Origin of the sequence: Paraburkholderia sp., from assembly GCF_036488505.1 — a bacterium.
Lineage (GTDB): Bacteria > Pseudomonadota > Gammaproteobacteria > Burkholderiales > Burkholderiaceae > Paraburkholderia.
On sequence record NZ_DASXHN010000498.1, the window covers coordinates 1 to 24,577 of the forward strand.

General features: G+C 65.0%; 20 protein-coding genes and 1 pseudogene. 10 read left to right on the forward strand and 11 right to left on the reverse strand.

Translation table 11 applies throughout. The features are described from left to right. Positions 1–365: 365 nt before the first annotated feature. Together VGH68_RS28480 and VGH68_RS28485 are read left to right on the forward strand one after the other, a co-directional pair. Positions 366–1,016, forward strand: coding sequence for a 2-hydroxychromene-2-carboxylate isomerase (locus tag VGH68_RS28480; protein WP_331607078.1), 651 nt, complete (start codon positions 366–368; stop codon positions 1,014–1,016). Between the two features lie 180 nt (positions 1,017–1,196). Next, a complete protein-coding gene (locus tag VGH68_RS28485; protein ID WP_331607079.1) occupies positions 1,197–2,174 on the forward strand; it encodes a LysR substrate-binding domain-containing protein in 978 nt (325 codons plus the stop codon). Between the two features lie 139 nt (positions 2,175–2,313). On the opposite strand, the gene xdhC is transcribed toward VGH68_RS28485, so the two are convergent. The 3 genes from xdhC to xdhA form a co-directional block, all read right to left on the reverse strand. After that, on the reverse strand, positions 2,314–2,928 hold the full coding sequence (gene xdhC / locus VGH68_RS28490; RefSeq protein ID WP_414697007.1) for a xanthine dehydrogenase accessory protein XdhC: 615 nt from the start codon (positions 2,926–2,928) through the stop codon (positions 2,314–2,316). 62 nt (positions 2,929–2,990) lie between these two features. Continuing rightward, positions 2,991–5,354, reverse strand: a complete 2,364-nt coding sequence (xdhB, locus tag VGH68_RS28495) for a xanthine dehydrogenase molybdopterin binding subunit (protein WP_331607081.1) — start codon at positions 5,352–5,354, stop codon at positions 2,991–2,993. A 34-nt stretch (positions 5,355–5,388) separates the two neighbouring features. Beyond that, positions 5,389–6,906, reverse strand: coding sequence for a xanthine dehydrogenase small subunit (gene xdhA, locus VGH68_RS28500; protein ID WP_331607082.1), 1,518 nt, complete (start codon positions 6,904–6,906; stop codon positions 5,389–5,391). 312 nt (positions 6,907–7,218) lie between these two features. Between xdhA and VGH68_RS28505 the strand changes: the two genes are divergently transcribed. Further along, positions 7,219–8,445 carry an MFS transporter gene (locus VGH68_RS28505; protein ID WP_331607083.1) on the forward strand — a complete coding sequence of 409 codons (1,227 nt, stop codon included), beginning with the start codon at positions 7,219–7,221 and terminating at the stop codon, positions 8,443–8,445. A 210-nt stretch (positions 8,446–8,655) separates the two neighbouring features. On the opposite strand, the gene VGH68_RS28510 is transcribed toward VGH68_RS28505, so the two are convergent. After that, entirely contained in the window at positions 8,656–9,879 is a 1,224-nt protein-coding gene (locus VGH68_RS28510) for an alanine--glyoxylate aminotransferase family protein (protein ID WP_331607084.1), read from the reverse strand. Between the two features lie 401 nt (positions 9,880–10,280). Then, positions 10,281–10,826 (reverse strand): plasmid fertility inhibition factor family protein, encoded by a 546-nt coding sequence (locus VGH68_RS28515; RefSeq protein ID WP_414697005.1) that lies wholly within the window; start codon positions 10,824–10,826, stop codon positions 10,281–10,283. A gap of 417 nt (positions 10,827–11,243) precedes the next feature. Between VGH68_RS28515 and VGH68_RS28520 the strand changes: the two genes are divergently transcribed. Beyond that, positions 11,244–12,401: an MFS transporter gene (locus VGH68_RS28520; protein ID WP_331607086.1), complete on the forward strand. Its 1,158-nt coding sequence runs from the start codon at positions 11,244–11,246 to the stop codon at positions 12,399–12,401. A 309-nt stretch (positions 12,402–12,710) separates the two neighbouring features. After that, positions 12,711–14,435 carry a pyrrolo-quinoline quinone gene (locus VGH68_RS28525; protein ID WP_331607087.1) on the forward strand — a complete coding sequence of 575 codons (1,725 nt, stop codon included), beginning with the start codon at positions 12,711–12,713 and terminating at the stop codon, positions 14,433–14,435. 169 nt (positions 14,436–14,604) lie between these two features. Here the strand turns inward: VGH68_RS28525 and fahA are convergent, their stop codons facing one another. Both fahA and hmgA read right to left on the reverse strand, forming a co-directional pair. Continuing rightward, a complete protein-coding gene (gene fahA / locus VGH68_RS28530) occupies positions 14,605–15,903 on the reverse strand; it encodes a fumarylacetoacetase (RefSeq protein WP_331607088.1) in 1,299 nt (432 codons plus the stop codon). Continuing rightward, a complete protein-coding gene (hmgA, locus tag VGH68_RS28535) occupies positions 15,900–17,258 on the reverse strand; it encodes a homogentisate 1,2-dioxygenase (RefSeq protein ID WP_331607089.1) in 1,359 nt (452 codons plus the stop codon). Before hmgA ends, fahA begins: the two co-directional genes overlap by 4 nt. Positions 17,259–17,621: 363 nt before the next feature. On the opposite strand from hmgA, the gene VGH68_RS28540 reads away from it, so the two are divergent. Continuing rightward, positions 17,622–18,455, forward strand: a complete 834-nt coding sequence (locus VGH68_RS28540) for an EAL domain-containing protein (RefSeq protein WP_331607090.1) — start codon at positions 17,622–17,624, stop codon at positions 18,453–18,455. Between the two features lie 124 nt (positions 18,456–18,579). Here VGH68_RS28540 and VGH68_RS28545 read toward each other — a convergent pair whose 3' ends face one another. Next, positions 18,580–19,365: an IclR family transcriptional regulator gene (locus VGH68_RS28545; protein ID WP_331607105.1), complete on the reverse strand. Its 786-nt coding sequence runs from the start codon at positions 19,363–19,365 to the stop codon at positions 18,580–18,582. A gap of 94 nt (positions 19,366–19,459) precedes the next feature. Here VGH68_RS28545 and VGH68_RS28550 point away from each other — a divergent pair, with 94 nt between their 5' ends. Beyond that, positions 19,460–20,650 (forward strand): acyl-CoA dehydrogenase, encoded by a 1,191-nt coding sequence (locus VGH68_RS28550; protein WP_331607091.1) that lies wholly within the window; start codon positions 19,460–19,462, stop codon positions 20,648–20,650. Positions 20,651–20,844: 194 nt separating this feature from the next. On the opposite strand, the pseudogene VGH68_RS28555 reads toward VGH68_RS28550, so the two are convergent. Then, positions 20,845–21,482, reverse strand: a pseudogene (locus tag VGH68_RS28555) (peroxiredoxin). 346 nt (positions 21,483–21,828) lie between these two features. On the opposite strand from VGH68_RS28555, the gene VGH68_RS28560 reads away from it, so the two are divergent. The 3 genes from VGH68_RS28560 (at position 21,829) to VGH68_RS28570 (ending at position 23,349) form a co-directional block, all read left to right on the forward strand. Continuing rightward, positions 21,829–22,131: a DUF883 family protein gene (locus VGH68_RS28560; RefSeq protein WP_331607092.1), complete on the forward strand. Its 303-nt coding sequence runs from the start codon at positions 21,829–21,831 to the stop codon at positions 22,129–22,131. Between the two features lie 135 nt (positions 22,132–22,266). Continuing rightward, complete coding sequence (locus VGH68_RS28565; RefSeq protein WP_331607093.1) at positions 22,267–22,656, forward strand: phage holin family protein; 390 nt, start codon at positions 22,267–22,269, stop codon at positions 22,654–22,656. Positions 22,657–22,830: 174 nt separating this feature from the next. Continuing rightward, on the forward strand, positions 22,831–23,349 hold the full coding sequence (locus VGH68_RS28570; protein WP_331607106.1) for a DUF3318 domain-containing protein: 519 nt from the start codon (positions 22,831–22,833) through the stop codon (positions 23,347–23,349). 188 nt (positions 23,350–23,537) lie between these two features. Here VGH68_RS28570 and VGH68_RS28575 read toward each other — a convergent pair whose 3' ends face one another. Together VGH68_RS28575 and VGH68_RS28580 are read right to left on the reverse strand one after the other, a co-directional pair. Continuing rightward, the gene (locus VGH68_RS28575) at positions 23,538–23,981 is read right to left on the reverse strand and encodes a type IV pilin protein (protein ID WP_331607095.1); all 444 of its coding nucleotides are present in this window, start codon (positions 23,979–23,981) and stop codon (positions 23,538–23,540) included. A gap of 22 nt (positions 23,982–24,003) precedes the next feature. Then, a complete protein-coding gene (locus tag VGH68_RS28580; RefSeq protein ID WP_331607107.1) occupies positions 24,004–24,567 on the reverse strand; it encodes a hypothetical protein in 564 nt (187 codons plus the stop codon). Between the last annotated feature and the right edge of the window lie 10 nt (positions 24,568–24,577).

Genomic DNA, 24,577 nt, shown 5'->3' on the forward strand with positions numbered 1-24,577 from the left:
CAAGCGGGCGGCGCGAACCGAGCCAGCGACCGAAGCGACGCGAGCGACGCAGCGGCGCGGCAAAGCACGCTACACGCAGCTGAAACCGCAGGCGGCGGCCGCGAGGCCGGCGCCGACGGCAGCACCGCTTCCGGCGCGGACGAAGCCGCCGACACCGGCGCAAAGCAGGTGTGAAGCATCGGTGGAACGCAGTGAAAGCAGGTCGCGAAGCGAGTCATGAAGCACGCAATCAAGCACCAGCGCACCCGAGCTACCAGGGAATACCGACCGGTGCAAGCGGCGGCCGCACCGCGTAAGATCATGACAATTTCGACGCGATGGCGGACGCCGTCCGCGCAGTGCAGCACAGGCAATCGGAGACATTTATGACCGTTGGCATCGACGCCCAACAGCCGCTGTGGTTTTACGATTTCGTCTCGCCGTTCACCTACCTGTTGCTCGAGCAACACGACAAATGGCCTGGCTTCGACTTCGCGTTCACGCCGGTCGTGCTCAACGATCTGTACCGCCACTGGGGTCAGCGCTCCGCGTACAGCGTGCCGGCCAAGCGCACCTTCATGTACCGGCACGCGTTGTTTCGCGCCGAGCAACTGGGCATCCGCTACAAGATGCCGCCCGCGCATCCGTTCGATTCGACCAGGCCGCTGCTGCTCGCGACCGCCGCCAACGGCGACGTGCAATTCGTGCGCGAGATTTTCCGCTTTATCTGGCGCGAGGGGCGCGACCCGTCGAGCGATGAAGCGTTTGCCGAACTCTGCGAGCGGGTTGGCAAACCGGATGGCCCCGAGCTGATCAAAAGTGACGAAGTTAAAGCGCAACTGCAGCGCAACACCGCCGATGCGATCAGTCTCGGCGTATATGGCGTGCCGACGTTCCGCCTGAACGATCAGCTGTTCTGGGGCGAGGACGCACTGCCGATGGTGCTGTACTGCGCGCGCACGCCGAACTGGCTCGAATCGGGGGAAGTGAAGCGGATCAGCTCGCTGCCGTGGGGGCTGGCGGACAAGCCGGCCTGAAACGAGCGCTTCAGCGCATGCATCAGCGATGCGAACGAGCGGGCCGCGCCGCGCTGATCCCCGCCATACCGCGCGCGCTATGCCGCTCGCCCGCAAACAGGCCTAAGGTTATAACCCTTCGCACCGCACCCGCGCCGTGCGGCGAGCGCTGCGTTCCGCTCGCGCCGCCGCGCTTCGATCATGGACGACACCGCCGCCTCTCTCGATATCTGGCTCGTGCGCGTGCTGCGCACGCTGCTGGTCGAGCGCAGCGTCACGCAGACCGCACTGCGTCTGAACCAGACCCAGCCCGCGATCAGCACCGCGCTGCGCAAGCTGCGCGAAACGCTCGGCGACCCGATTCTGGTGCGCGGCAAGTCGGGCATGGTGCCGACCGAATATGGCGAGTCGCTGCTGGCGGCCGCGCAGCGCGTGTTGCGCGACGTCGATTTCGTCGCGACGCCGCACGGCGATTTCGACGCCGGCCGCTCGCGGCGCACATTTCGCATCGCGGCGCCCGATTATCTGAACGACTTCTTTATGCCGACCGTGATCGCGCGCTTTCGCGAGGCGGCGCCGCATGCGCGGCTCGAAATTGAATCGCTGGGCCCGCTGTTCGACCATTCGGCCGCGCTCGACGCCGGCGAACTCGACCTCGTGATCGGCAACTGGCCGAAGCCCGATCCGGGTTTCGAGCGCAGCGACCTGTTTGCGGACACGGTCGTGTGCATGATGCGCGCCGATCATCCGCTCGCACGCACGCCGCTGACGCGCGATGCGTATCTGGCTGCGCCGCATCTCGCGCCGGCACCGTATAGCGGTGCGCGCGGCGGCGCGATCGACACCGGTTTCGTGCGCGCGCACGCGCACCGGCGGATCGTCGCGACGCTGCCCTACTTCGGGCTGGTGCCGCAGACGCTGCTGCAATCGGACCTGATCTTCACGACGACACGCCGCTTCGCGATGCATTACGCGAGCATGCTGCCGCTCGCGGTCGTCGACGTGCCGATCGCGTTTCCGCGCATCAAGTGTTATCAGATGTGGCATCCGCAGCCGGATCGGCCGAGCGATATCGGCTGGCTGCGCACGTTGATGTCCGACGTGTCGGATGAACTGGTCGCGCCGAAGAAGCCGCGGGTTAACGCGCAGGCGAAGGTGAACGCGCAGGCGAAGCCGTAACAGAAACCGCGCTAGGTGCCGCCGCCAGCGCAACGCAATACCCCGCGCCGCGCTGCGTCGGGCGCGAAAAACCAAGGGTCCGGCGCATCAGCAGCGCCCCCGTCGAACGCTGATGCCAGCTAGCGCTTTGCGCCGTCGCCTATGCGCTCGCCCGTGCCGTATGCCGATCGATGTCCGGTGTGTGAATCCGTGCAAGAGCACCCGAACAGGCACGAGCAGCACCCTGCTGCGTCCTCAACCGCAGCAACTGCGCGCACACCGCGATCGCAATGGCCGAGGGCGCCTTGTCGACGATCCCCTCGACGCCGATCGGACAGGTCATCTCGTCGAGTCGCTCCCGCTCCACGCCGCGTTCGAGCAGACGCCGCTCGAATTTCACGCGCTTGGTCTTCGAGCCGATCATGCCGAAGTAGCTGAAATCGCGCCGCCGCATGATGCGCGCGGCGAGCGAAAAATCGAGCGCATGGTTATGCGTCATCACGAGGAACCATGTGCCCGGCGGCGCCGCGTCGACGATCGCATCGGGCGTGTCGGTCGCTTCGACCTGCACGTTGGGCGGCGTTTCGTCGGGGAACAGTTCGTCGCGTTCGTCGACCCACTGCACCACGCACGGCAAACTGCCGAGCAACTTGACGAGCGCGTGCCCGACGTGCCCCGCGCCGAACAGCACGATATGCATCGGCGCCGGGCGCGACGGTTCGAACCCGCCGCGCCGGCCGACCGGAACCGCTGAGCGACCGTTGATCGCGGCCATTTCGCCGAGAAAATGATTCACGCGTGTTGCCATGCTTCGCTCCGGGGTGTCGGCCGTCACGCCTAACGTGCCGCGCTCGTCGCGGCGCGCACCGCGCCGACCGCCTTCAGGATTTCCTCGCTGGTCGCCGGCGCATTGAGCGGCGGATTGACCTTGTGCCCGCCCACCGCCGACACCGCGTCGCGCACCGCAAAGAACACCGAGAACGGCAGCAGCAGCGGCGGCTCGCCAGTCGCCTTCGAACGATGGATGCTGTCCTCCGCGTTGCGGTTCTCGAACAGCTTCACGTTGAAGACCGGCGGCACATCGTTGACGGTCGGAATCTTGTAGGTCGACGGCGCGTGCGTCATCAGCTTGCCGCCCGCGTCCCACCACAGTTCCTCGGTCGTCAACCAGCCCATGCCCTGAATGAACGCGCCCTCGACCTGGCCGACGTCGAGCGCCGGATTCAGCGATGCGCCCACGTCGTGCAGCGCATCCGCGCGCAGCACGCGCATTTCGCCGGTCAGCGTATCGATCACGACTTCCGATACGGCCGCGCCATACGAGTAGTAATAGAACGGCCGGCCCTGCAGCTTCGACTGATCCCAGTACAGCTTCGGCGTCGCGTAGAAACCGTCGGACCACAGCTGGATGCGCGCGAGGTACGCTTTCGCGACCACTTCGCCGAACGGCACGATCACGTCGCCGACCACCACCCGGTCGTGCATGAAGCGCACCTGCGCCGCGTCCACGCGACCATCGCCGAAACGTTCGGCGGCAAACGCGGCGAGCCGTTCGCGCAACTGGCGCGCGGCATCCTGCGCGGCCTTGCCATTCAGATCGGAGCCGGTCGACGCGGCCGTTGCGGACGTATTGGCGACCTTGCTCGTATCGGTCGCGCTCACGCGGATGCGCTCGAAGCCGACACCCAACTCGTGCGCGACGACCTGCGCGACCTTGGTATTCAAGCCTTGGCCCATCTCGGTGCCGCCGTGGTTCACGAGCACCGAGCCGTCGGTGTAGATATGCACGAGCGCGCCAGCCTGATTGAAGTGCGTGACGTTGAACGCGATGCCGAACTTCACCGGCGTCAGCGCGAGGCCTTTCTTCAGAATCGTGCTGTTCGCGTTGAATTCGTCGACTGCTTTGCGGCGCGCGCGATAGTCGCTGGTCGCTTCGAGCTCGTCGATCAGCTCGTGAATCACATTGTCTTCGATCACCTGACCATACGGCGTCTGGTTGCGCTCGGTCTTGCCGTACAGATTACGGCGGCGCACGTCGAGCGAATCGATGCCGAGCGAACGCGCAACGTTGTCGATGATGTACTCGATCGCGAATGCGCCCTGCGGGCCGCCGAAGCCGCGAAACGCGGTATTCGACTGCGTGTTGGTCTTGCCGCAGAAACCGTCGATCGACACGTCCGACAGCCAGTATGCATTGTCGAAGTGGCACAGTGCGCGCGTCATCACCGGGCCGGACAGGTCGGCCGAAAAGCCGCAGCGCGACGTCATGTCGACCGCGACGCCGTCGATCACACCTTGCTCGTCGTAGCCCACTTCGAACGTGTAGTGAAAGTCGTGGCGCTTGCCAGTCACCATCATGTCGTCGTCGCGGTCCGGGCGCAGCTTGACCGGACACAGCAGCTTCCACGCGGCGAGCGCCGCGCAGCACGCGAACAGCGCCGACTGCGATTCCTTGCCGCCGAAGCCACCGCCCATGCGCCGGCATTCGATCAGCACGTTATGCGAGGCCACGCCCAATGCATGCGCGACGAGGTGCTGCATTTCGGTCGGATGCTGCGTCGAGCAGTAGACCTGCATGCCGTCGTCGTCCTTCGGCACCGCGTAGGAGATCTGCCCTTCCAGATAGAACTGCTCCTGGCCGCCGAGCAGCATTTCCCCGGCCTCGCGATGCGCGGCGCGCGCGATCCGCTTGCCGGCATCGCCGCGCGCGAGCTTCATCGGCGGCAGCACGAACTGGTTCGCGGCGCGCGCCTGCTGCGCGCTCAGCACCGCCGGCATTTCGTCGTAGACCACCTCCGCCCGCCGCGCGCCGAGACGTGCGATATCGTGCGACGTCGCGACCACGATGAAGATCGGCTGACCGATGTATTGCACGACGCCACTGGCGAGGATCGGATCGTCGCCGTGGACGATCGGGGCGACGTCGTTCGCGCCGGGGATGTCGTCGGCGGTAAAGACCGCGACCACGCCGGGCGTCGCCCGCACCTTGTCGAGCGAAATCGATACGATCTTCGCGTGCGCCTTCGACGACAAACCGAGCGCCGCGTGCAGCGTGCCGGCCAGCTCGGGGATATCGTCGGTGTAGGTCGCGCGGCCGCTCACGTGCAGATGCGCGGATTCATGCGGCCGCGACACGTGGACCTGGCTGAAGTCGTCGAGATGCTGCAGTTCTTTCAGGAACGGTTCGGCTTGCTGGTTCATTATGTGTTCTCCGTGTCCGTAGCAATCGCCGCGCTCAAACGCACGCGCCGGCCGGCTCGACCGCGCGAACGTCGAGCAGATTTTTCGGCAGTGGATTGTGCGAGCGCGTTTCGAGCCAGAAGCGGTACAGCGTGTTCTTCGCCGCCTCAAGCCGGTAGTCGCTGGTCGCGCGCATATCGCTGAGCGGCGCGTAGTCGTTGCCGAGCGCGAGCATCGCGGCCTGCGCGCTCGCTTCGTGCCATTCGGCGTCGCGCAGCACGGCTTCGGCATCGAGCGCGCGCTTCGGCGTCGCGGCCATCCCGCCGAACGCGATGCGCGGCTCGCGGATCACGTCGCCATCGGCGATGAAAGAGAACGCCGCGCACACGGCCGAGATATCCGAATCGAAACGCTTCGACAGCTTGTACGTGCGAAACCGCAAGTTCGCGCGCGCGCCGGTGCGCGTCGGCACCTTCAGGCCGACCACGAACTCATGCCCGGCCATATCTTTTTTCTGATACGCGACATACAAATCTTCGAGCGGCATTTCGCGTTCGACGTCGCCGCCGCGCACGATCACGCGCGCGCCGAGTGCGATCAGCCCTGGCATCGCATCGCCGATCGGCGAGCCGTTCGCGATGTTGCCGCCGAGCGTGCCGGCATTGCGGATCGGCAGCGACGCGAAGCGCTGCCACATTTCGGTGAGTTCCGGATACTGCTGCGCGATCTCCGCGTAGGCTTTCTCGACGCTCACCGCCGCGCCGATCTCGATCCAGTCGTCGTTGGTCGCGAGCTTTTGCAACTCGGCGATCTGGCCGACATAGACGAGGTTGCCGAGTTCGCGCATCTGCTTCGTGACCCACAGACCGATATCGGTGCTGCCCGCCAGAATCCGCGCGGCCGGCTCGGCCTGCTTCAGTTGCGCGAGCGCCGCGACCGTGCGCGGCGCGGCAAAGCGCTGGCCCGCGTGCTCGTAGCGGAACGTGCCGTTGCGGCGCAGCGACGCGAGCGATGCGGCCAGCGCGTTCACGTCGAGCGGCGCTTGTGGCGCGGGGGCGTCGAACATCCGCTCGGCCGCCTCGACGATCGGGCGGTAGCCGGTGCAGCGGCACAGGTTGCCGGTCAGCGCGTTGTTGATCGCGTCGCGCGACGGCACCGTGCGGTTCGCGCAGCTGTGCTCGTGACCGTGTTTTTCGTACAGCGCCCACATCGACATGATGAAGCCCGGCGTGCAGAAGCCACATTGCGAGCCGTGGCAGTCGACTATCGCCTGCTGCACCGGATGCAGCGAGCCGTCCGGCTGGCGCAGATCTTCGACGGTGAAAAGCGCGCGGCCGTCGAGCGTCGGCAGAAACTGGATGCACGCGTTGACCGCCTTGAAATCGACGCTGCCCGCCGCGTTGGGCTCGCCGATCACGACGGTGCACGCACCGCAGTCGCCTTCGGCGCAGCCTTCCTTGGTGCCGGTGCAACGCGCGTCCTCGCGCAGGTATTGCAGCACCGTGCGCGTGACGGGCGCGTCCTTGATTTCGCGGATCGCGTTGCGGTGATAGAAGCGGATCGGCTCAGTCATGTGTGATTGCTCTCGTGTGTTCTGTGTCCGCGCGGACGCGCCGCGTCGATGGTTTGAAAGCTAACACCGTCAATAAACACAACCCATAGCGGGAGTTGCATGCAGGACATATCCGTAAAACGATATCGATAGCGATTTACCGAGCATTTCGCTTATGTCGAATACGCGCACCGGCACTGCCAGGAAGTGTTGTACCGCTTCTGAGACCCGCCGCGCCGCGTTGAGCCAAATCGTTATTAAGCAACTACTGCAAGGGATGCGGTTCCGTGGGACAATCACGTACTTCCGCCGATTTCAAGTCTCGTTTTCCCCATGTCCACCGACTACGCGCCCGCTCGCAGCGAATTTGCGACGACCTTACAGATCATTCCGGTCGTCTTTTTCACCTTTCTTTGCTACCTGACGATCGGTATTCCGCTCGCGGTGCTGCCCGGCTACGTGCATGGCAACCTCGGCTATAGCACAGTGCTCGCGGGTGCCGCGATCAGCGTGCAATACCTCGCCACGCTCGCGTCACGGCCCCTCGCGGGCCGCTCGGCCGATACGCTCGGGCCGAAACGCACTGTGTCGATCGGTCTGATCGGCTGCGGCACGAGCGGCGTGTTCCTGCTGCTCGCCGCGCTCACCGGACACTGGCCGGTGCTGAGCCTCGCGCTGCTCGTCTGCAGCCGCCTCGTGCTCGGCTTCGGCGAAAGCCTGTGCGGCACCGGCGCGATCCTGTGGGGTATCGGCCGGATCGGCACCGCCAATAACGCACGTGTGATTTCGTGGAACGGCATCGCGACCTATGGCGCGCTCGCGATCGGCGCGCCGCTCGGCGTGTTGATCTCTCACTCGATCGGCTTCACCACACTCGGCATTCTGGTGATCGCGCTCGCGGCGCTCGGCTATTACCTCGCACGGCTGATCGCGGCGGTGCCTGTCGTCCACGGCGAGCGGATGTCGTATCGCAGCGTGTTCACGCGCGTGTTGCCGCACGGCGTGGGCCTCGCGCTCGGCTCGGCCGGCTTCGGCTCGATCGCGACCTTCATCACGCTGTTCTATGCGGCAAAACATTGGCCGAACGCGGCGCTGTCGCTGACGCTGTTCGGCACGCTGTTCATCGGCTCGCGCCTGCTGTTCGCGAACACCATCAAGACGTATGGCGGGTTTCGTGTCGCGATCGCGTCGTTCGCGTTCGAATGCGCGGGTCTGTTGATGCTGTGGCTCGCGCCGGCGCCGCACATCGCGCTGGCGGGTGCCGCGTTGACCGGCTTCGGCTTTGCGCTTGTGTTCCCGGCGCTGGGCGTCGAGGCGGTCGGTCTGGTGCCGCCCGCGAGCCGCGGCGCGGCGCTGTCGGCGTATTCGGTGTTTCTCGATCTGTCGCTCGGCATTACCGGGCCGTTGGCCGGGTATATCGCTGGTGCATTCGGCTATGGTTCGGTGTTTCTGTTTGCCGCGCTGGCGGCGGCAGCGGCGGTGGTGCTGTCCACCGTGCTCTATTTGAAGGATGCCGGCGCGCGAGGTCGTAAAAGCGCGGGGTGTTCGACAGCGTCCTGATGGTGGGACCGCTGATCAGGCCTGCACCGGCGCGGGCAAGAACCAACAGCGCGTGAACCGTGCCGGCTCGATTTCCGCTGTGACTGGCTTGCCGGCCACAGGCCCGGCGTCGAGCCGGTCAATGCACGTACAACACATGGAGCGCCGCAGGGGCCACCATCGCTCGCCGCTGTGCACTGCGTAGAGTGCATCGCGCCGCGACCGGCGTCTCTACTTCCCCTCCGATAAACCGCGTTCGAGCGCCGCGACACCCGCCGGCAGATCGACGTCGACGCCGAGGTCGACCATCGTCCGCCCGAGCGCGTGCACGGTACGAAACAGGTTGTGCTCACGGCACTGCTCGCCCATCTGGCCGATGCGCACGATCGGCAAACCGAACGAGCCGGAGATCTCCACCTGATGCTGCCGCGAAATATGTGCGCAGACATCGGCCGGGCTCAGGCGATCCGGTACCTCGATGCCGACCACCGAGTGCAGCCGGCAACTCTCCGGCGCATATAGTTGCAGGCCCATCGCGCTAACGCCCTGCTGTAGCGCGAGCGAGCATTTCAAATGGCGCGCGAAGCGCTTTTCCAGCGTCTCTGCGCATACCAGCCTCAGCGCCTCGTGCAACGCGAGCACGCCCGACACCGGCGCCGTGTAGTGATAGCCGGCGTTGTGCCAGAAGCTTTCCGCCAGCGACGCATCGAGGCACCAGTGCGTATTCGGCACCGGGCGGCCTTTGACGCGCGCCCACGCGGCGTCGGAAAAGGCGATCAGCGACACGCCCGGAATCGACGACAGCCCCTTCTGCCCGCCGGTAATCACCGCGTCGATACCCCACGCGTCCATTTCGAGCGGCATCGTGCTCAGCGTGCAGACCGCGTCGACGATCACGAGCGCGCCCGCTTGCTTCGCCAACGCAGCGATATCCTTCAGATGGTGGTTCCACACGGTGTTCGACGTTTCGCCCTGCACCACGGTGACCACCTCCGGCCGCTCGCGGCGAATCGCGTCGGCCACCTGATCGAGGCTCGCGACGGTTCGGTCCGCGACTTCGAGCATGCTCACGCGCGCGCCGACGCGCCGGCCCATTTCGCCCATGCGGTCGCTAAAAAAGCCATTCTTGATGCACAGCATGCGGGTGCCTTCCCACGCGAGATTGCAGATCGCCATCTCCATCGCGCCCGATCCCGGTCCGGCGACGCCGAGCACCCATTTCGATTGCGTCTGGAACACGTAGCGCGCCATCGTCTTCACCTGGCCGACCACCTTCGCCATCGTGGCGCCCAGATGGTTGACCACGATCGCATTGGCCTTCGCGACCGCCGCGGGAATCGGCACGGGACCGGCGCCCATCATTAGCAGCGGTTCTTCGGGAAGGATGGCGTCGAGCGATTCGACGACCGGACAGGGCACGGATGAAGCGACGGGAGTGACAGTGGATATCGGCATGATCGGTACGTGAAGGTTCGGGCGCAACGGAAAGAACGGCCCCGCCGCGGTGAAGCCAGCGAGGCCGTCGGCCGATCATTCACCTAAGCGCGCGGTTACGCAAGATTTGCTGCGCCGGCTGGCGCGCGCTACCGTACCGCCTCGCACGCCTATACAGTTGCTTCAGGAGGCTCCTGTCGAGTGCGTTACCGGTCGGCCAACATGCGGCCGGTTCGATCCGCGCGCTGAAAGCCGCCGTTTCCCGCGCGCGGTCACGCGCAGCCGTGAGCGCGATTTTTTCGCTGCATGGGCTGCCCGGGTTCGATGCGCACGGCAAGACGGCCGGTTCGCGGGGCACCGGCATCGTGCCTGCGGCGACGCGGATGTCCCGCGCGGTATCCGGGTGCGGGCACACCAGGAAACTAGACGCTGCCGCCGTCGCCGCCCGTTTGGGTTATGCCGATCGCGGTGCGGGCGTCGTCGGCCGCACCACACAGTTCACGCAGCAACGTCGCCTCGCGCTCGTGCACTTCGACCGGACACCAGCGCGCGCCCGCGTCGGCCAGATAGCGCGCACGGTGCTGGCCGTTGCGAAACGCGACCACGCCCTCGCGCTCGACACCTAGCCAGCCGAGCAAACCCGGCCCCCGACGCGTCGAGATCGTCACGTACGGCATTTGCGCAATGCGTGGATTGTCCGGGTCGAGGAATTCGCGGATGCCGCGCACTTTGCCGGCATGCCAGTCGGCGACCGGCCTCAGCACATAGTCGGTGTTGTCGCGATCCGCGCAGACCAGCAACTTGCGAAGATCGACGAGTACCACCTGATGGCGCGTACCGTCGGTCACGAACACGCGTTTCAGCCGTACATGGTCGTACCATGAATGCTCGTGCAACGGCACGACCCACACCGTTTCGGCGCAACCCGGCGCGGCGGCCGGCGAAGAATCAGGCAAAGGCAAGGACAAAGGCAGGCTCGGCAAGCTGGCGGAAAGCCGCCAGCGCGTAAATAAAGCGCTACGCTACGAGTCCGTTATGAAAGAAATATGACAACGTGATGAATCGCTTGCGATGCATAAGCGCACGGGGTGTCGCGTCTTCACGGTTGGTAGCGAATCGGCGCGGCGAGGCGGGCCGGCGATGCAAGGCCCCCCCGCGCGTAGCTCCCGCGCCGCCGCCCCTCGTCAGCCTTCGCGACGGTTTCGGCGTCCCTTTCCGCGAAAAACAACAGCTTTTCCGGCTGCCAGCATACCGGTTTCGACTTAGGTAGAATCCCCTACTGTTCACCGTTATCCGATGCAGGCGTTGCCGCTACAACGACGCCCGCGCGCCGGCCGGCGCGTCGTTGCCCGCGCCGCTTCACGCATCACATCCCCGTCATCACCATGCCTTTGCCCCTGCTTGCCCTTGCCGTTGCCGCGTTCGGAATCGGTACGTCCGAGTTCGTCATCATGGGGCTGCTGCCCGATGTCGCGCGCGATCTGTCCGTATCGATTCCTGCCGCCGGCATGCTGGTGTCCGCGTATGCGCTCGGCGTCACGATCGGCGCGCCGATCGTCGCGATCGCCGTCGCCAACATGCCGCGCAAGAAGGCGCTGATGAGCCTGATCGGCGTATTCATCGTCGGCAACCTGCTGTGCGCGCTCGCGCCGGGCTACGCGGTGCTGATGGCCGCGCGCGTCGCGACCGCTTTCTGCCACGGCGCGTTCTTCGGGATCGGCTCGGTGGTCGCGGCGGGGCTCGTCGCGCCGAACCGGCGCGCGCAGGCGATCGCGCTGATGTTCACCGGTCTCACCCTGGCGAACGTGCTCGGCGTGCCGCTCGGCACCGCGCTCGGCCAGGCGGTCGGCTGGCGCGCGACGTTCTGGGCGGTCACCGGCATCGGCGTGATCGCGGCGGCGGCGCTCGCCGTCTGCCTGCCCGCGAAGATCGAGATGCACAAGGCGAGCCTCGTGCGCGAATTCAGCGTGCTGAAGAACCCGCAGGTGCTGATGGTGCTCGGCATCAGCGTGCTCGCATCGGCGAGCCTTTTCTCGACCTTCACGTACATCACGCCGATTCTCGAGGACGTGACCGGCTTCACGCCGCACGCGGTCACGCTGGTGTTGCTGCTGTTCGGCCTCGGCCTGACGGTCGGCAGCACGCTCGGCGGCAAGCTCGCGGACTGGCGATTGATGCCGTCGCTGCTTGCATTTCTGACAGCGATCGTCCTGATCCTGTGTGTGTTCGCGGGCACGATGCACGCGCGCATTCCGGCGATGCTGACAGTGTTCGCGTGGGGCGTGCTTGCGTTCGCGGTCGTACCGCCGCTGCAGATGCTGATCGTCGATCGCGCGACGGATGCACCGAATCTCGCGTCGACGCTGAACCAGGGCGCGTTCAATCTCGGTAACGCGACCGGCGCGTGGCTGGGTGGCACGGCAATCGGCGCGGGCGCGCCGCTGACGACGTTGCCATGGGTCGGCGTCGCGACCGCGCTCGGTGCGCTGCTGCTTACGCTGTGGTCGGTGTCGATCGACCGACGCGTTGCGATGGCGGGGTAATCCGCGGGCGGTGCTCGCTCGCCGCCGTTGCGTGCCGGTGAACGCGCCGGGGCGCGCCGGCGCGCGGACGAGGGCCGCCGGCAACGATGCGCTGCCCGGCACGCTGCTTCGCACGGCGCTCGTGTTCCGGCGGCGGTCCGGTGCAAGAGAACGCGGCTGACAGCGCGGGGGTTGGCCGGCCGCGCACGCAAATTGCTGTCGTTGGCACGCCAGCGCCCGTCTATCTTCATCTTCAAGCCCACGTTGCGCGGCATTTCGCCGGAACGGCCCATATCTGATGGCGCCGTCGCAAGCGACAGGGAGCCCGTGATGGAAACTGTGCGCGTATTGCGCCGTGCCTGCCTGGTGGGCGCGGCGGTCGTGGTGGCCGCGATCACGGCCGCGAACTGCGGCGGCGGCGGCGGAGGTGGTGGCGCAAGCGTCACGACCGGCTCGAGTGCCGGCCCCGGCAACCCGGGTGCCACGGGCGGCAGCAATACCGGCGGCAGCGGCACAACAGGCAGTGGCAGCGGCACCTCGTCGGGCGGCGCGGCGATGGCCGCCGCCCACGACGTGCTCACCTACCACACTGACATCGCCCGCACCGGCCAGAATCTCAACGAAACCACGCTGACACCCGCTAACGTCACCGCGTCGACGTTCGGCAAGGTCGGCTTTTTCACCGTCGACGGCAAGGTCGACGCGCAACCGTTGTACGTCGGTTCGGTCGCGATCGCGGGGGGCACCCACAACGTGCTGTATGTGGTAACCGAGCATGACAGCGTGTTCGCGCTCGACGCGGACAGCGGCGCGACGCTCTGGCAGACCCGCACGCTGAAGACCGGTGAAACGCCGAGTGACGATCGCGGCTGCGGTCAGATCACGCAGGAAATCGGCATCACGTCGACACCGGTGATCGACCGTTCGCGCGGCGCGAACGGCACGATCTATGTCGTCGCGATGTCGAAGGACGCGAGCGGCAATTACCATCAGCGCCTTCACGCGCTCGACCTCGCGAGCGGCGCCGAACGTCTGAACGGTCCCACCGAGATTGCCGCGACTTATCCCGCCGCGAATGGGCAGGTCCTGTTCGCGCCATCTCTGTACGCGGAGCGCGCGGGCCTGCTGTTGCTCGGCGGCGTGGTCTACACGACGTGGACCTCGCACTGCGATGCCGGCACCTATACCGGCTGGATCATGGGCTACGGCGCCGACACGCTGCAACAGACCACCGTACTCAACGTCACGCCGAACGGCTCGGGCGGCGCGATCTGGATGGCCGGCGCCGGGCCGGCGTCGGACGGCGCGTCGATCTATCTGCTCGACGGCAACGGCGCATTCGACACCACGCTCGACGCGAACGGCTTTCCGAACCTGCGCGACTTCGGCAATGGCTTTTTGAAGCTGGGCACCGCGGGCGGGCTGTCGGTCTCGGATTACTTCGCGATGTCGAACGTCGTCGAGGAAGCCCGTGACGACATCGACCTGGGCTCCGGCGGCGCCCTCGTGCTACCGGATGTCACGGACGCAAACGGCAACGTGCAGCAACTGGCGCTCGGGGCCGGCAAGGACAACGTCATCTACGTGGTCAACCGCAACGCGATGGGCAAGTTCAATGGTGCGCGCGACAACATCTATCAGGAAATTGCGTCGCAGCTGGTTGGCGGCGAATTCGGGATGCCCGCGTATTTCAACGGCCGCGTCTATTTTGGCTCGGTTGGCGATCATCTGAAGGCGTTCACGGTAAGCAACGCGAAACTCTCTGCGACGCCGACCGCGCAAACCGCCATGACGTTCCCGTATCCCGGCACGACGCCGAGCATCTCGGCCAACGGCAGCGCGAACGGTATCGTGTGGGCGGCGCAGAACGGTAACGTCGCCGCGCTGCATGCTTTCGACCCGGTCAGTCTGAACGAGCTGTACAACAGTAACCAGATGGGCGCACGGGATCAGTTCGGCGCGGGAAACAAGTTCATCACGCCGATGATCGCGAACGGCAAGGTGTATGTCGGGACCACGGACGGCGTGGCGGTGTTCGGGTTGTTGAAGGGATGACGATGGGGATGGCGGCGGGGATGACGCGCGAAGCGCGCGTCAGGCAGCGCGCCGCACTCGCGTATTAGCAGTTCGAAAGCCGTTCGAACGTTGATCGCACTAGCGGCTCACACAAACGGCAAGGGCCGGCATCGAATGCCGGCCCTTGCTCGCCGTTCGCGCGCCGCGCTCAGGCTCGCGCCGACACGATCTCACCGACGCACGCGCCAAAACCCACGCGATACCCATCCCCCTGGCACCACCCCGTCAGCGTCAATTCATCGCCATCCTCGATGAACGCGCGCGTGCCGCCCTCCTTCAGTTCGAGCGGCTTCTTGCCGTTCCACGTCAGTTCGAGCAGGCTGCCATATGAATCTTCGGTCGCGCCGCTGATCGTGCCCGAGCCCATCAGATCGCCGACCCGCGTATTGCAGCCCGATACAGTGTGATGCGCGAGCTGCTGCGCCATCGTCCAGTACATGTACTTGAAGTTCGTGCGCGCGATCGTGCTCGCTTGCCGCGCATGTTGCGCACGCAACGCAACTTCGAGGTGGATATCGAACGTGTGCTCGCCGTCGTGCCGCAGATACGCGAGCGGCTGCGGTTCCTGCACCGGCTGCGCGACGCGGAACGGTTCGAGCGCATCGAGCGTGACGACCCACGGCGAGATCGTCGTCGCGAAGGTCTTCGCATTGAACGGGCCGAGCGGCACGTATTCCCATTGCTGGATATCGCGCGCGCTCCAGTCGTTGAGCAGCACCATGCCGAAGATATGCGCCTCCGCGTCCGCACACGCGATCGGCTCGCCCAGCGCATTGCCGCCGCCGATGATAAAGCCGGTCTCCAGTTCGATATCGAGCTTGCGGCATGCGCCGAATACGGGGCGCTCCTGGTCCGGCAGCTTCAACTGACCGTTCGGACGACGCACCGGCGTGCCGCTCACCACCACCGACGACGCACGTCCGTTATAGCCGATCGGCATCTCCGACCAGTTCGGCAGCAGCGCGTTCTTCGGATCGCGGAACATCGAGCCGACGTTGGTCGCGTGTTCCTTCGACGAATAGAAATCGGTGTATCCCGGAATTTTCACCGGCAGATGCAGCCGCGCGTCGGCCTGGCTCACCAGCACCTTCGCGCGCAATGCGGCGTCATCGCGCAAGGTCGCGGACTCGCGCGCGAGCAACAGGCTCAACTGGATGCGCACGCTGCGCCAGGCATCGCGGCCGAGCGCGATGAAATCGTTGAGCGCGTCGCGCGCGAACACATGCTGCGCCGGCGCGCTCAGCAAACCCGCAGCCTGCAACGCGGCGAGGTCGACGATCTGGTCGCCGATCGCGACGCCCACCCGGCGCGCATCGTTGCGACGATCGCTGAATATCCCGAACGGCAGGTTCTGAATCGGGAAGTCGCTCGCCGGATCGTTGGCCGATTCGACCCAGCTCTTGCGCGACGGATCGAGCGTCGCCTGAAGATCGTTCACTGCGTTCATCGTTGCTCCGGATTGAAATGCTTGTTCAGACCTTGCCAGCACTCGTAGTAATGCGCCTGCAGTTGCGCGGTATCGAGCGCGAAGCGGGTCGGCCTGATCAAGGTGCGGGTCTCGAACATGAAGGCCATCGTGTCGCCGACCTTCTTCGGCGTCGATGTATCGGCGTGCGACGCTTTCTCGAACGTATCGGCGTCGGGGCCGTGGCCCGACATGCAGTTGTGCAGGCTCGCGCCGCCCGGCACGAAGCCCTCGGCTTTCGCGTCATAGACGCCATGCACGAGTCCCATGAATTCGCTCGCGACGTTGCGGTGAAACCATGGCGGGCGGAACGTGTCTTCCGCAGCGAGCCAGCGCGGGGGGAAGATCACGAAGTCGAGCGTATCGACGCCCGGCGTGTCGCTTTGCGATTGCAGCACCAGAAAGATCGACGGATCCGGATGGTCGTAGCTGATCGAGCCGATCGTGTTGAAGCGGCGCAGGTCGTATTTGTACGGCGCGTAATTGCCGTGCCACGCAACCACGTCGAGCGGCGAATGGCCGATGTCCGCGCGCCATAGCCGGCCGTTGATCTTGGCGACGAGCTCGAACGCGCCTTCGCGATCTTCGTACGCCGCATGCGGCGTGAGGAAATCGCGCGGATTGGCGAGGCCATTGGAGCCGATCGGCCCAAGCTCCGGCAGACGCAGCAACGCGCCGAAGTTCTCGCAGATATAGCCGCGCGCGTCGCCGTCCGGCAGGCTCACCGCACAGCGCACGCCGCGCGGGATCACCGCGATCTCGAATGGCTCGATGTCGAGACGGCCCATCTCGGTCGCGAGATGCAGGCGCCCTTGCTGCGGGACGATCAGCAGCTCGCCGTCGGCGCTATAGAAGTAGCGGTCCTGCATCGAGCGGTTCGCCGCATACAGATGGATCGCGCAGCCCGTCATCGCTTCGGCCGAGCCGTTGCCCGCCATCGTCACCCAGCCGTCGACGAAATCGGTGGGCGCGCCGGGCACCGGCAGCGGATCCCAGCGCAACTGGTTCGGTGGCGTCGGCGGCACATCGGCGGACGTCGCGGCGAAGTTCGCGACCAGCCGCTCCGACGACAGCAGCGTGAACGGCTTGTGCACGGCCGCCGGGCGGATCCGGTACAGCCACGAGCGGCGGTTGTGGCCGCGCGGCGCGGTGAATGCGGTGCCCGACATCTGTTCGGCGTAGAGACCGTAGGGCGCGCGCTGCGGCGAATTGCGCCCGGTCGGCAGCGCGCCGGGCAACGCCTCGGTCGCGAACTCGTTCGCGAAGCCCGATTGATATCCGGGCTCGATTTCAGGCCGCAACGGCGCATCAGCCGGCTTGCGTGTTGAGTTATCCATTCAGGGTTCTCCGCGAGGTTGGTATTGATTCGCTGCCCACACCCGGTGTTTCGGGCACGGCCGGCCAGCAAGCGACGCACGGGCGGCGCGCAGGCAGTCCCGTCCAATCGCGTTGCGGTTGATTTACTTATGGTAAAAGCGATTTCGATTAGTGAAATTGACGTATACCCTGGCACGGGTCGCCGATCGGCTCGCGCACGCCTCGCAGCGCGCCGCGAACGGCGAACGGCGAACGGCCCAATATGGTTATGAACATTTTGTTCATGTCCGCGCGGCGCGGACTGCTACCATCAAGACAACGCGGCAATCCCGCCGCGCCGCCTCGCGCATTGCGCGTCCCCTGGTCGCCATTCATTTGTCTTCATGATTCCGCCAACCGTCCCCGATCTGATCGCCCGCGCCGCTCAACACCCGTTTCTCGGCGAGCATCTGTTGATGGGACAAGGCGCGCATCGCGGCGTCGCGCTCGCGCGCTTTGACGACGTCGAACTCGCCAGCGCCTACGAACCGATCTTCGACATCAGCGTGCATGGGCTCGCACAGTCGCTGTCATCCGGTGCCGAGGGGGTGGACCGATTCGGCGACGAGCTCGGCTTTCAGGCCGTCACGCACCGCCTCGACGCGCCGCCGTTCGAGGTATTCGATCCATTCGACCGGATCGCCGACGATCAGCAACTCGTTGCGCTAGACCGCATGTCGCGCGCGCTGCATGCGATCAATTTCTTCGGCTCGCATCGGCACGGGCTGTTGTTTCTGCGCGTGCACGAGCGGCTGCTGAAAAGCGTGAAGTACGACCACGGCCTGCATTTTTCGCGCGTATTGACGTCGTTCGGCTTGAGCCCGGCGCGGATCGTGATCGAACTGCCGCCGGCCGCGGTCGCGCACAAGACGTTCCTCGGGTATCTGACGAGGAGCTATCAGCACTACGGGTTCAAGGTGGCGGGCAATCTGTCGAACGCGGGACAGATTCTGTCGGTGTCGGAGACGGCGCGGCTCGATTTCATCAAGATGGATGCTGCGATCGCCCTGCGCGACGCGACGGTCAAGCCGCTGGTCGGCTACGCGAGCCGGTTGCGCGTGCCGTTGATTTTCAATCGTGTGATGGATGAAGCACAGTTCCTCGCGCTACAGCAATACGACGTGAGGTTCGTGCAGGGGCCGTTGTTCACCGCGCATTATCACGACAGCGCGGCGTGATGCGACCGGACCCGCGGCGCGTCCGGCAATGGCCCCGGATGTTCGCCGGGCTTGTCGAGCGGCTGATGTTCATACGCTTGCCTGCATGGCTTGACGAGGTTCGCGAACACGCCGCGAACTGAATTCACTCGGTCGCGCCCAGCCGCCCGGCGAGCGTCTTCAAGCGCGGCGCGACATTCTCGCGAAACACTTCTTCTCCCATCGACGACGCCGGTCCGCTGCAGCTCAGCACGAGCCATCGCCCTTCGCGCGGCTCGCGAAACGGCACCGCGACCGCATTGACGTCGTCGTGCCACGCGCGAAACGAATAGCAGCAGCGCTCGGTCGCAAAAGTGGCGATTTCCTTCTCGGCTTCGGCGACGAGCATCGGGCCCGCTCTGCCGGCCGCCTTTCTGAGCTCGGCCATCAACGCGGTGCGTGCATCGAGCGGCTGCACCGCGAGATAGGCGCGACCCATCGAGCTGGTCAGCATCGACAGTTTGGAGCCCGACGCGAGCCCCAACGTCAGCGCTGTTTCACTGCGGATCGTTTCCAGATAGACCATGTCGAGCCCATCACGACAACCGAGCGAGACCGCCGCGCCGACCTCGCGCGCGAAACTGCGCAAGTGAGGACGCGCGAGTTCGAGCGTGTCGGTGCCCGACAGCAGCGCGAAGCCGAGCGACAGCACGCCCGCGTCGAGCGCATATTTGCCGTGCGTTTCGTCGAGCCGCAGATAACCGAGCACGCACAGCGTGTAGGCGAGGCGGTTGACGGTCGCCTTCGGCAAGCCGGTGCGCTCGACGAAATCGCGGTTGCCGAGCAGCGTTTCGCCGGGCTTGAACGCGCGCAGCAGGTCGAGCCCGCGTGCGAGCGCCGCGACGAATTTGCGTTCGTCGAGCGCAGCGGAGAAAGTGGAAGGCGGCGTCATAACGGTGTACACTCAGTCGTCGTTTGCAAAACATTGTTTCGCGTAGCGGAACTTAAGTCAAGCTGGTTCCGAGCGAGAAATCAGGAGATACGTGATGGCCGTAGCCGCGCAGTTTCACTGGGAAGACCCGTTGCTGCTGGACCAGCAGCTCACCGAAGACGAACGCATGGTGCGCGACGCCGCCGCGGCTTACTCGCAAGATAAGTTGCTGCCGCGCGTGCTCGAAGCGTTCCGTCACGAGAAGACCGACATCGAGATCTTTCGCGAGATGGGCGAACTCGGTCTGCTCGGCCCGACGATCCCTGAGCAGTACGGCGGCCCCGGCCTGAACTATGTCGCGTACGGTCTGATCGCGCGCGAAGTCGAGCGCGTCGATTCCGGCTATCGCTCGATGATGTCGGTGCAGTCGTCGCTCGTGATGGTGCCGATCCACGAGTTCGGCTCCGACGCGCAGAAGGAAAAATATCTGCCGAAGCTAGCGCGCGGCGAGTGGATTGGCTGCTTCGGGCTGACCGAACCGAATCACGGCTCCGATCCGGGCAGCATGGTCACGCGCGCGAAGAAAGTCGACGGCGGCTATTCGCTGTCGGGCTCGAAAATGTGGATCACCAATTCGCCGATCGCCGACGTGTTCGTCGTATGGGCGAAGCTCGAGGAAGACGGCAACGACGCGATTCGCGGCTTCATTCTCGAAAAGGGCTGGAAGGGGCTGTCGGCGCCGGCGATCCACGGCAAGGTGGGTCTGCGTTCGTCGATCACCGGCGAAATCGTGCTCGACGAAGTGTTCGTGCCGGAAGAAAACATCATGCCGGGCGTAAGCGGCCTGCGCGGTCCGTTCACCTGTCTGAATTCGGCGCGCTACGGGATCGCGTGGGGCGCGCTCGGCGCGGCCGAAGCGTGCTGGCACACCGCGCGTCAGTACGTGCTCGATCGCAAGCAGTTCGGCCGGCCGCTCGCCGCGAACCAGTTGATCCAGAAAAAGCTCGCCGACATGCAGACCAAAATCACGCTCGGCCTGCAAGGCGTGCTGCGCCTCGGCCGCATGAAGGACGAAGGCACCGCGGCCGTCGAAATCACGTCGATCATGAAGCGCAATTCGTGCGGCAAGGCGCTCGACATCGCCCGCCTCGCGCGCGACATGCTCGGCGGCAACGGCATCTCGGACGAGTTCGGCATCGCGCGCCATCTGGTGAATCTCGAAGTCGTGAATACGTACGAAGGCACGCACGACGTGCACGCGCTGATTCTCGGCCGCGCTCAGACGGGGATCCAGGCGTTCTTTTGATGGCTGGTAGTCGATGCTCGAGGCGTGATGCATGGCTCGTGCACCAGGCGCGCGCATCGCGCTGACAGCGGCCGACGATTTCCGCCGCGAGATTCCAAAAGCCGGTCGTGAAGAACCGGCTTTTTCGTTACCGCACGCGTGGCGCGACACTCTCACTGAGACTCGCGCGGTGCGCGTCGCAGGCGTTGAGCCGCTTACCTGTTCGGCTGCGGCGTCATGCGCAGATACGGACGCAGCGCCTTGTAGCCGTTCGGGAATTTCTGCTTGATGACTTCCTCATCCTTCAGCGACGGCACGATCACGACATCATCGCCCTGCTTCCAGTTGCCCGGCGTCGCGACGGAGTGATTGTCGGTCAACTGCAGCGAGTCGATCACACGCAGCACTTCGTCGAAGTTGCGGCCGGTGCTGGCCGGATACGTGATGATCAGGCGCACCTTCTTCTTCGGATCGATCACGAACAACGAGCGAACAGTCAGGGTTTCGTTCGCGTTCGGATGAATCATGTCGTACAGCTCGTACACCTTGCGGTCGCCGTCCGCGAGAATCGGAAAGCCGACACGAGCCGCCTGCGTCTCGTTGATGTCCTTGATCCACTCGTTGTGCGACTCGGCGCTATCGACCGACAACGCGATCGTTTTCACATTGCGCTTGTCGAATTCGCCGGCCAGCTTGGCGGTCAGCCCGAGTTCGGTCGTGAGACCGGCGTGAAATCGGCGGGGTGTGAGAACAGCACGCCCCAGCTGTCGCCCAGCCACTCATGAAACCTGATACGGCCAACACTCGACTCCTGCTCGAAATCCGGCGCAACGTCGCCAAGACGTAGACTCATGTGTATCTCCTTTTAATGTCCGAAAGTCCCCGGACGTCCAGTGCGGGCGCATACGCGCGAAGCCCGCAAAGATAAAGCATACGAGAGCGGCGGTAGATGACGAACCAACATCGCGTCAGTACGTTATGCGGTTTTGTAATTTTCTCCCCTGTGAAGGAAACTTTGCGGGACAGATCAACTCCATCTATTACCGGTGAGGAGCAGACGGCCTCGAGCGGGTTGGCTAACGCCTGGGTTATACCGGGAATGGTTCGTGCGTTGGCTGCAAGCAACCGGTACTGCGCTCGCCAGCGACCGTTTCTTTGGTTACGATTTACGCGTAGCGCGAGACAAAGGGGAGCTGTCAATGTCGGAAGTCAATAAGGAGAGATTGATGTCGGATATCAAAACCGTCCTCGCGGACGCTGAAGACCTGCTGAAACAGGCCGCGAGCGCAACCGGCGAGCGCGCATCGGAGCTGCGGGAAACCGCGCTGACGCGCCTGAAGCAAGCCAGGGAAAAGGCTGCCGACGTACAGGTCGTAGTCGTCGAGAAGGGCAAGAAAGCTGCCCGCGCGACCGACGATTACGTCCACGAGCATCCGTGGGCATCCATCGGTATCGCCGCGGGGATCGGCGTCGTGGTCGGCCTGCTGATCAATCGCAAGTAAGACCGGTTCGGACGCCGGAACGGCAGGTCCGGCGTTTGCATCGACAAGTCGGGGGGGCCGGCGCGTATCTCGCCGGTCCGCTTCTGCTGGCGCGCGAGCGCGCCGGTTACGCCCTCACGCGCAACGCCCACAGCCATGACAACCGAAACCCAATCGCAGCGCGCAGAACACGGTCCGTTGCGCCGCATTATCAGTTCCGTGTTTGCCATTCTGCAGACGCGGCTCGAACTCGTGGGCATCGAACTCGCCGAAGAAAAAGACCGTCTGCTAGGCGTGCTGTTTCTCGGCCTCGCGGCAATGACGCTCGCCGCGATGGCGCTGATCGCGCTGACCGCGCTGATCGCCATTGCGTTCTGGGACACCTACCGTTGGCAGGCGCTCGCTGGCATCACAGCGGTCTATGCGATTGCGGGCCTCGCTTGTGCGCTGAAGGCGCGCAGCAATTTGCGGAATGCGCCGATGGTGTTCGACGCGACCCTCGCCGAGTTCGAGAAAGACCGCGACGCATTTCACAGCCGCGATTGACATGCCACGCGGCCCGCGCGCCTGGAGCGTTGCAAGCCTGGTTGATTTCGTAGACGTTTGCGGGGAGATGACCGTGCTGTTGTATCGTTGCCTGCCCCGCTGATTTGCCGCAGATCGCGTTTGATCGTGTTTGATCGTTTCCGATCTCCCCCTCTCCACTGCCGCCGATACGCCATGAGCCACGCCCGTCCTGATACCGCATTCCGTCACCCGCGCGATCCGTCGAAGGATTTGAGAGCGCCGCATTTACGCGCGTTGCGCAAGGAACTGCTGCTCGTGCGCGCGGACGTGGAGCGCGTGGAACTCACCCAGGCCACGCTGGATTTGCGTCAGGCGGTCACGCACTTCAGTTGGCTTAAGTTCATCATTCCGGGCTTCGGTGGCGTGCGCATGGGCAAAGGCTCCAAGGCTCGCATGATCAGCGCGGGGACCCTCGGCGCGCTGCTCAAACAGTATCCGTTCGCCAGCTCGATCGTTTCGATGCTGCTCGCCAAGCCGCTACGCAGCACCGTCGCGGCCGGCGCCAAGCCCGCGCTCAAGTGGGGCGGTCTTGCACTCGCCGGCTGGGAAGCGTTTCGAATCTGGCAGCAGATGAAGCGCGATTCCAACGCGGCTGCGGCTGCCGCGGCGTCCGCGTCTATGGCTGGGGACTCCGTTGCTGGGCAGGTTGCGTCGAGCAGCAATAGAGGTTAAGTGGTTGGCGGGGTAGGTTAGGGGTTGCTAGTCATCGCTACGGGCTACTGACGGCGTTGATCGATGCCCTTGATAGATGCCGGGCTCGAAGCAGTCGGCGAATCAGCCGCAGCGAATCAGCCGCAGCGGTGCAGTCCCTCAGACAACTCGGCCGCGACCAATCCCTGCCTTACGCCGGAATCCCTGCCTTACGCCGTGTTCCAGCATTCGCTGATTGCGGGCGCCGAACCGCCGGTCTCATTTCTGTTAGCGCGCAACCCAGTCGCATCGAGCGTGAACGTGCCGCACGGATCGTCGCGCATCGGACCGGCTTGCGCCGGCGTCGCTTCGATCGCGTAGCCGCCGTTGCTATCGTCCGCCGGCAGCACGCGCAGACTGTAAATCGGCGTGCCGAATTGCGGCGCCTGGTCGAGACCCGCGGGCAACGCCGGCGTATCGTCGCTGGCTGCCCCCTCGACAAACTGCGCGGCGCGATACAGCGCGGATGCCGCATCGATACGATGCGTTCGTGCAATGTGGCCGCGATACGAAGGAATCGCAAAAACAGCCAGCGTTGCCGCAATCGCCAGCGCGATCATCAACTCGATCAGCGTGAATGCCGAGGTTGATGTGGTTGTATGTTGCGTCGCCATGCCCCTCCCATCAGAATGAATTTCAGAATGGCCGCGCGGCGACGCGCCGCCAATGACGTTCAATCGCTCCGCCGTCGATCACCAGTTGCGTCTGCAACCACGCCTGCGACTCATCGCTCCGACCAAAGCCCCGCGCGCTCAGCAGATAAGCGGTCGCGTTCTCGCGACTGGGCAGCCGCCATCGCTCGATCAGGCATTGCGGCGCGCGCGCCGATCCGGGCCATTGCGCGACAGGCGTGAGAGCGCCGGCTTCGAACGCGGTTTCGAACATCCATTGAACAGGCTCGCCGGATGCGAGCGGCGGTGGTGACACGTCGCCACCCGCTGCAAGGACGCTGCGCTCGCATAAGGTCAGCGCGGAATCCGCCGCGTGAAAGGCCTGCAAATAGTCGCGCACGTTGGTCGCCGCGCGCGCGGCGGCTAGCGATGTTTCGAACCAGACCGCCGATGTGGTAAGCATCATCGCCGAGATCAACAGCACGATCGGTAGAACCGCGCCGCGCTCGCGAACGCGTGAAGCACGGCCGCGGCAACGGCGTCTGCCGGAGCCACGCGGCTTGTCGGCGCGACGCTCGCTCGATCGGATACATGGGCAA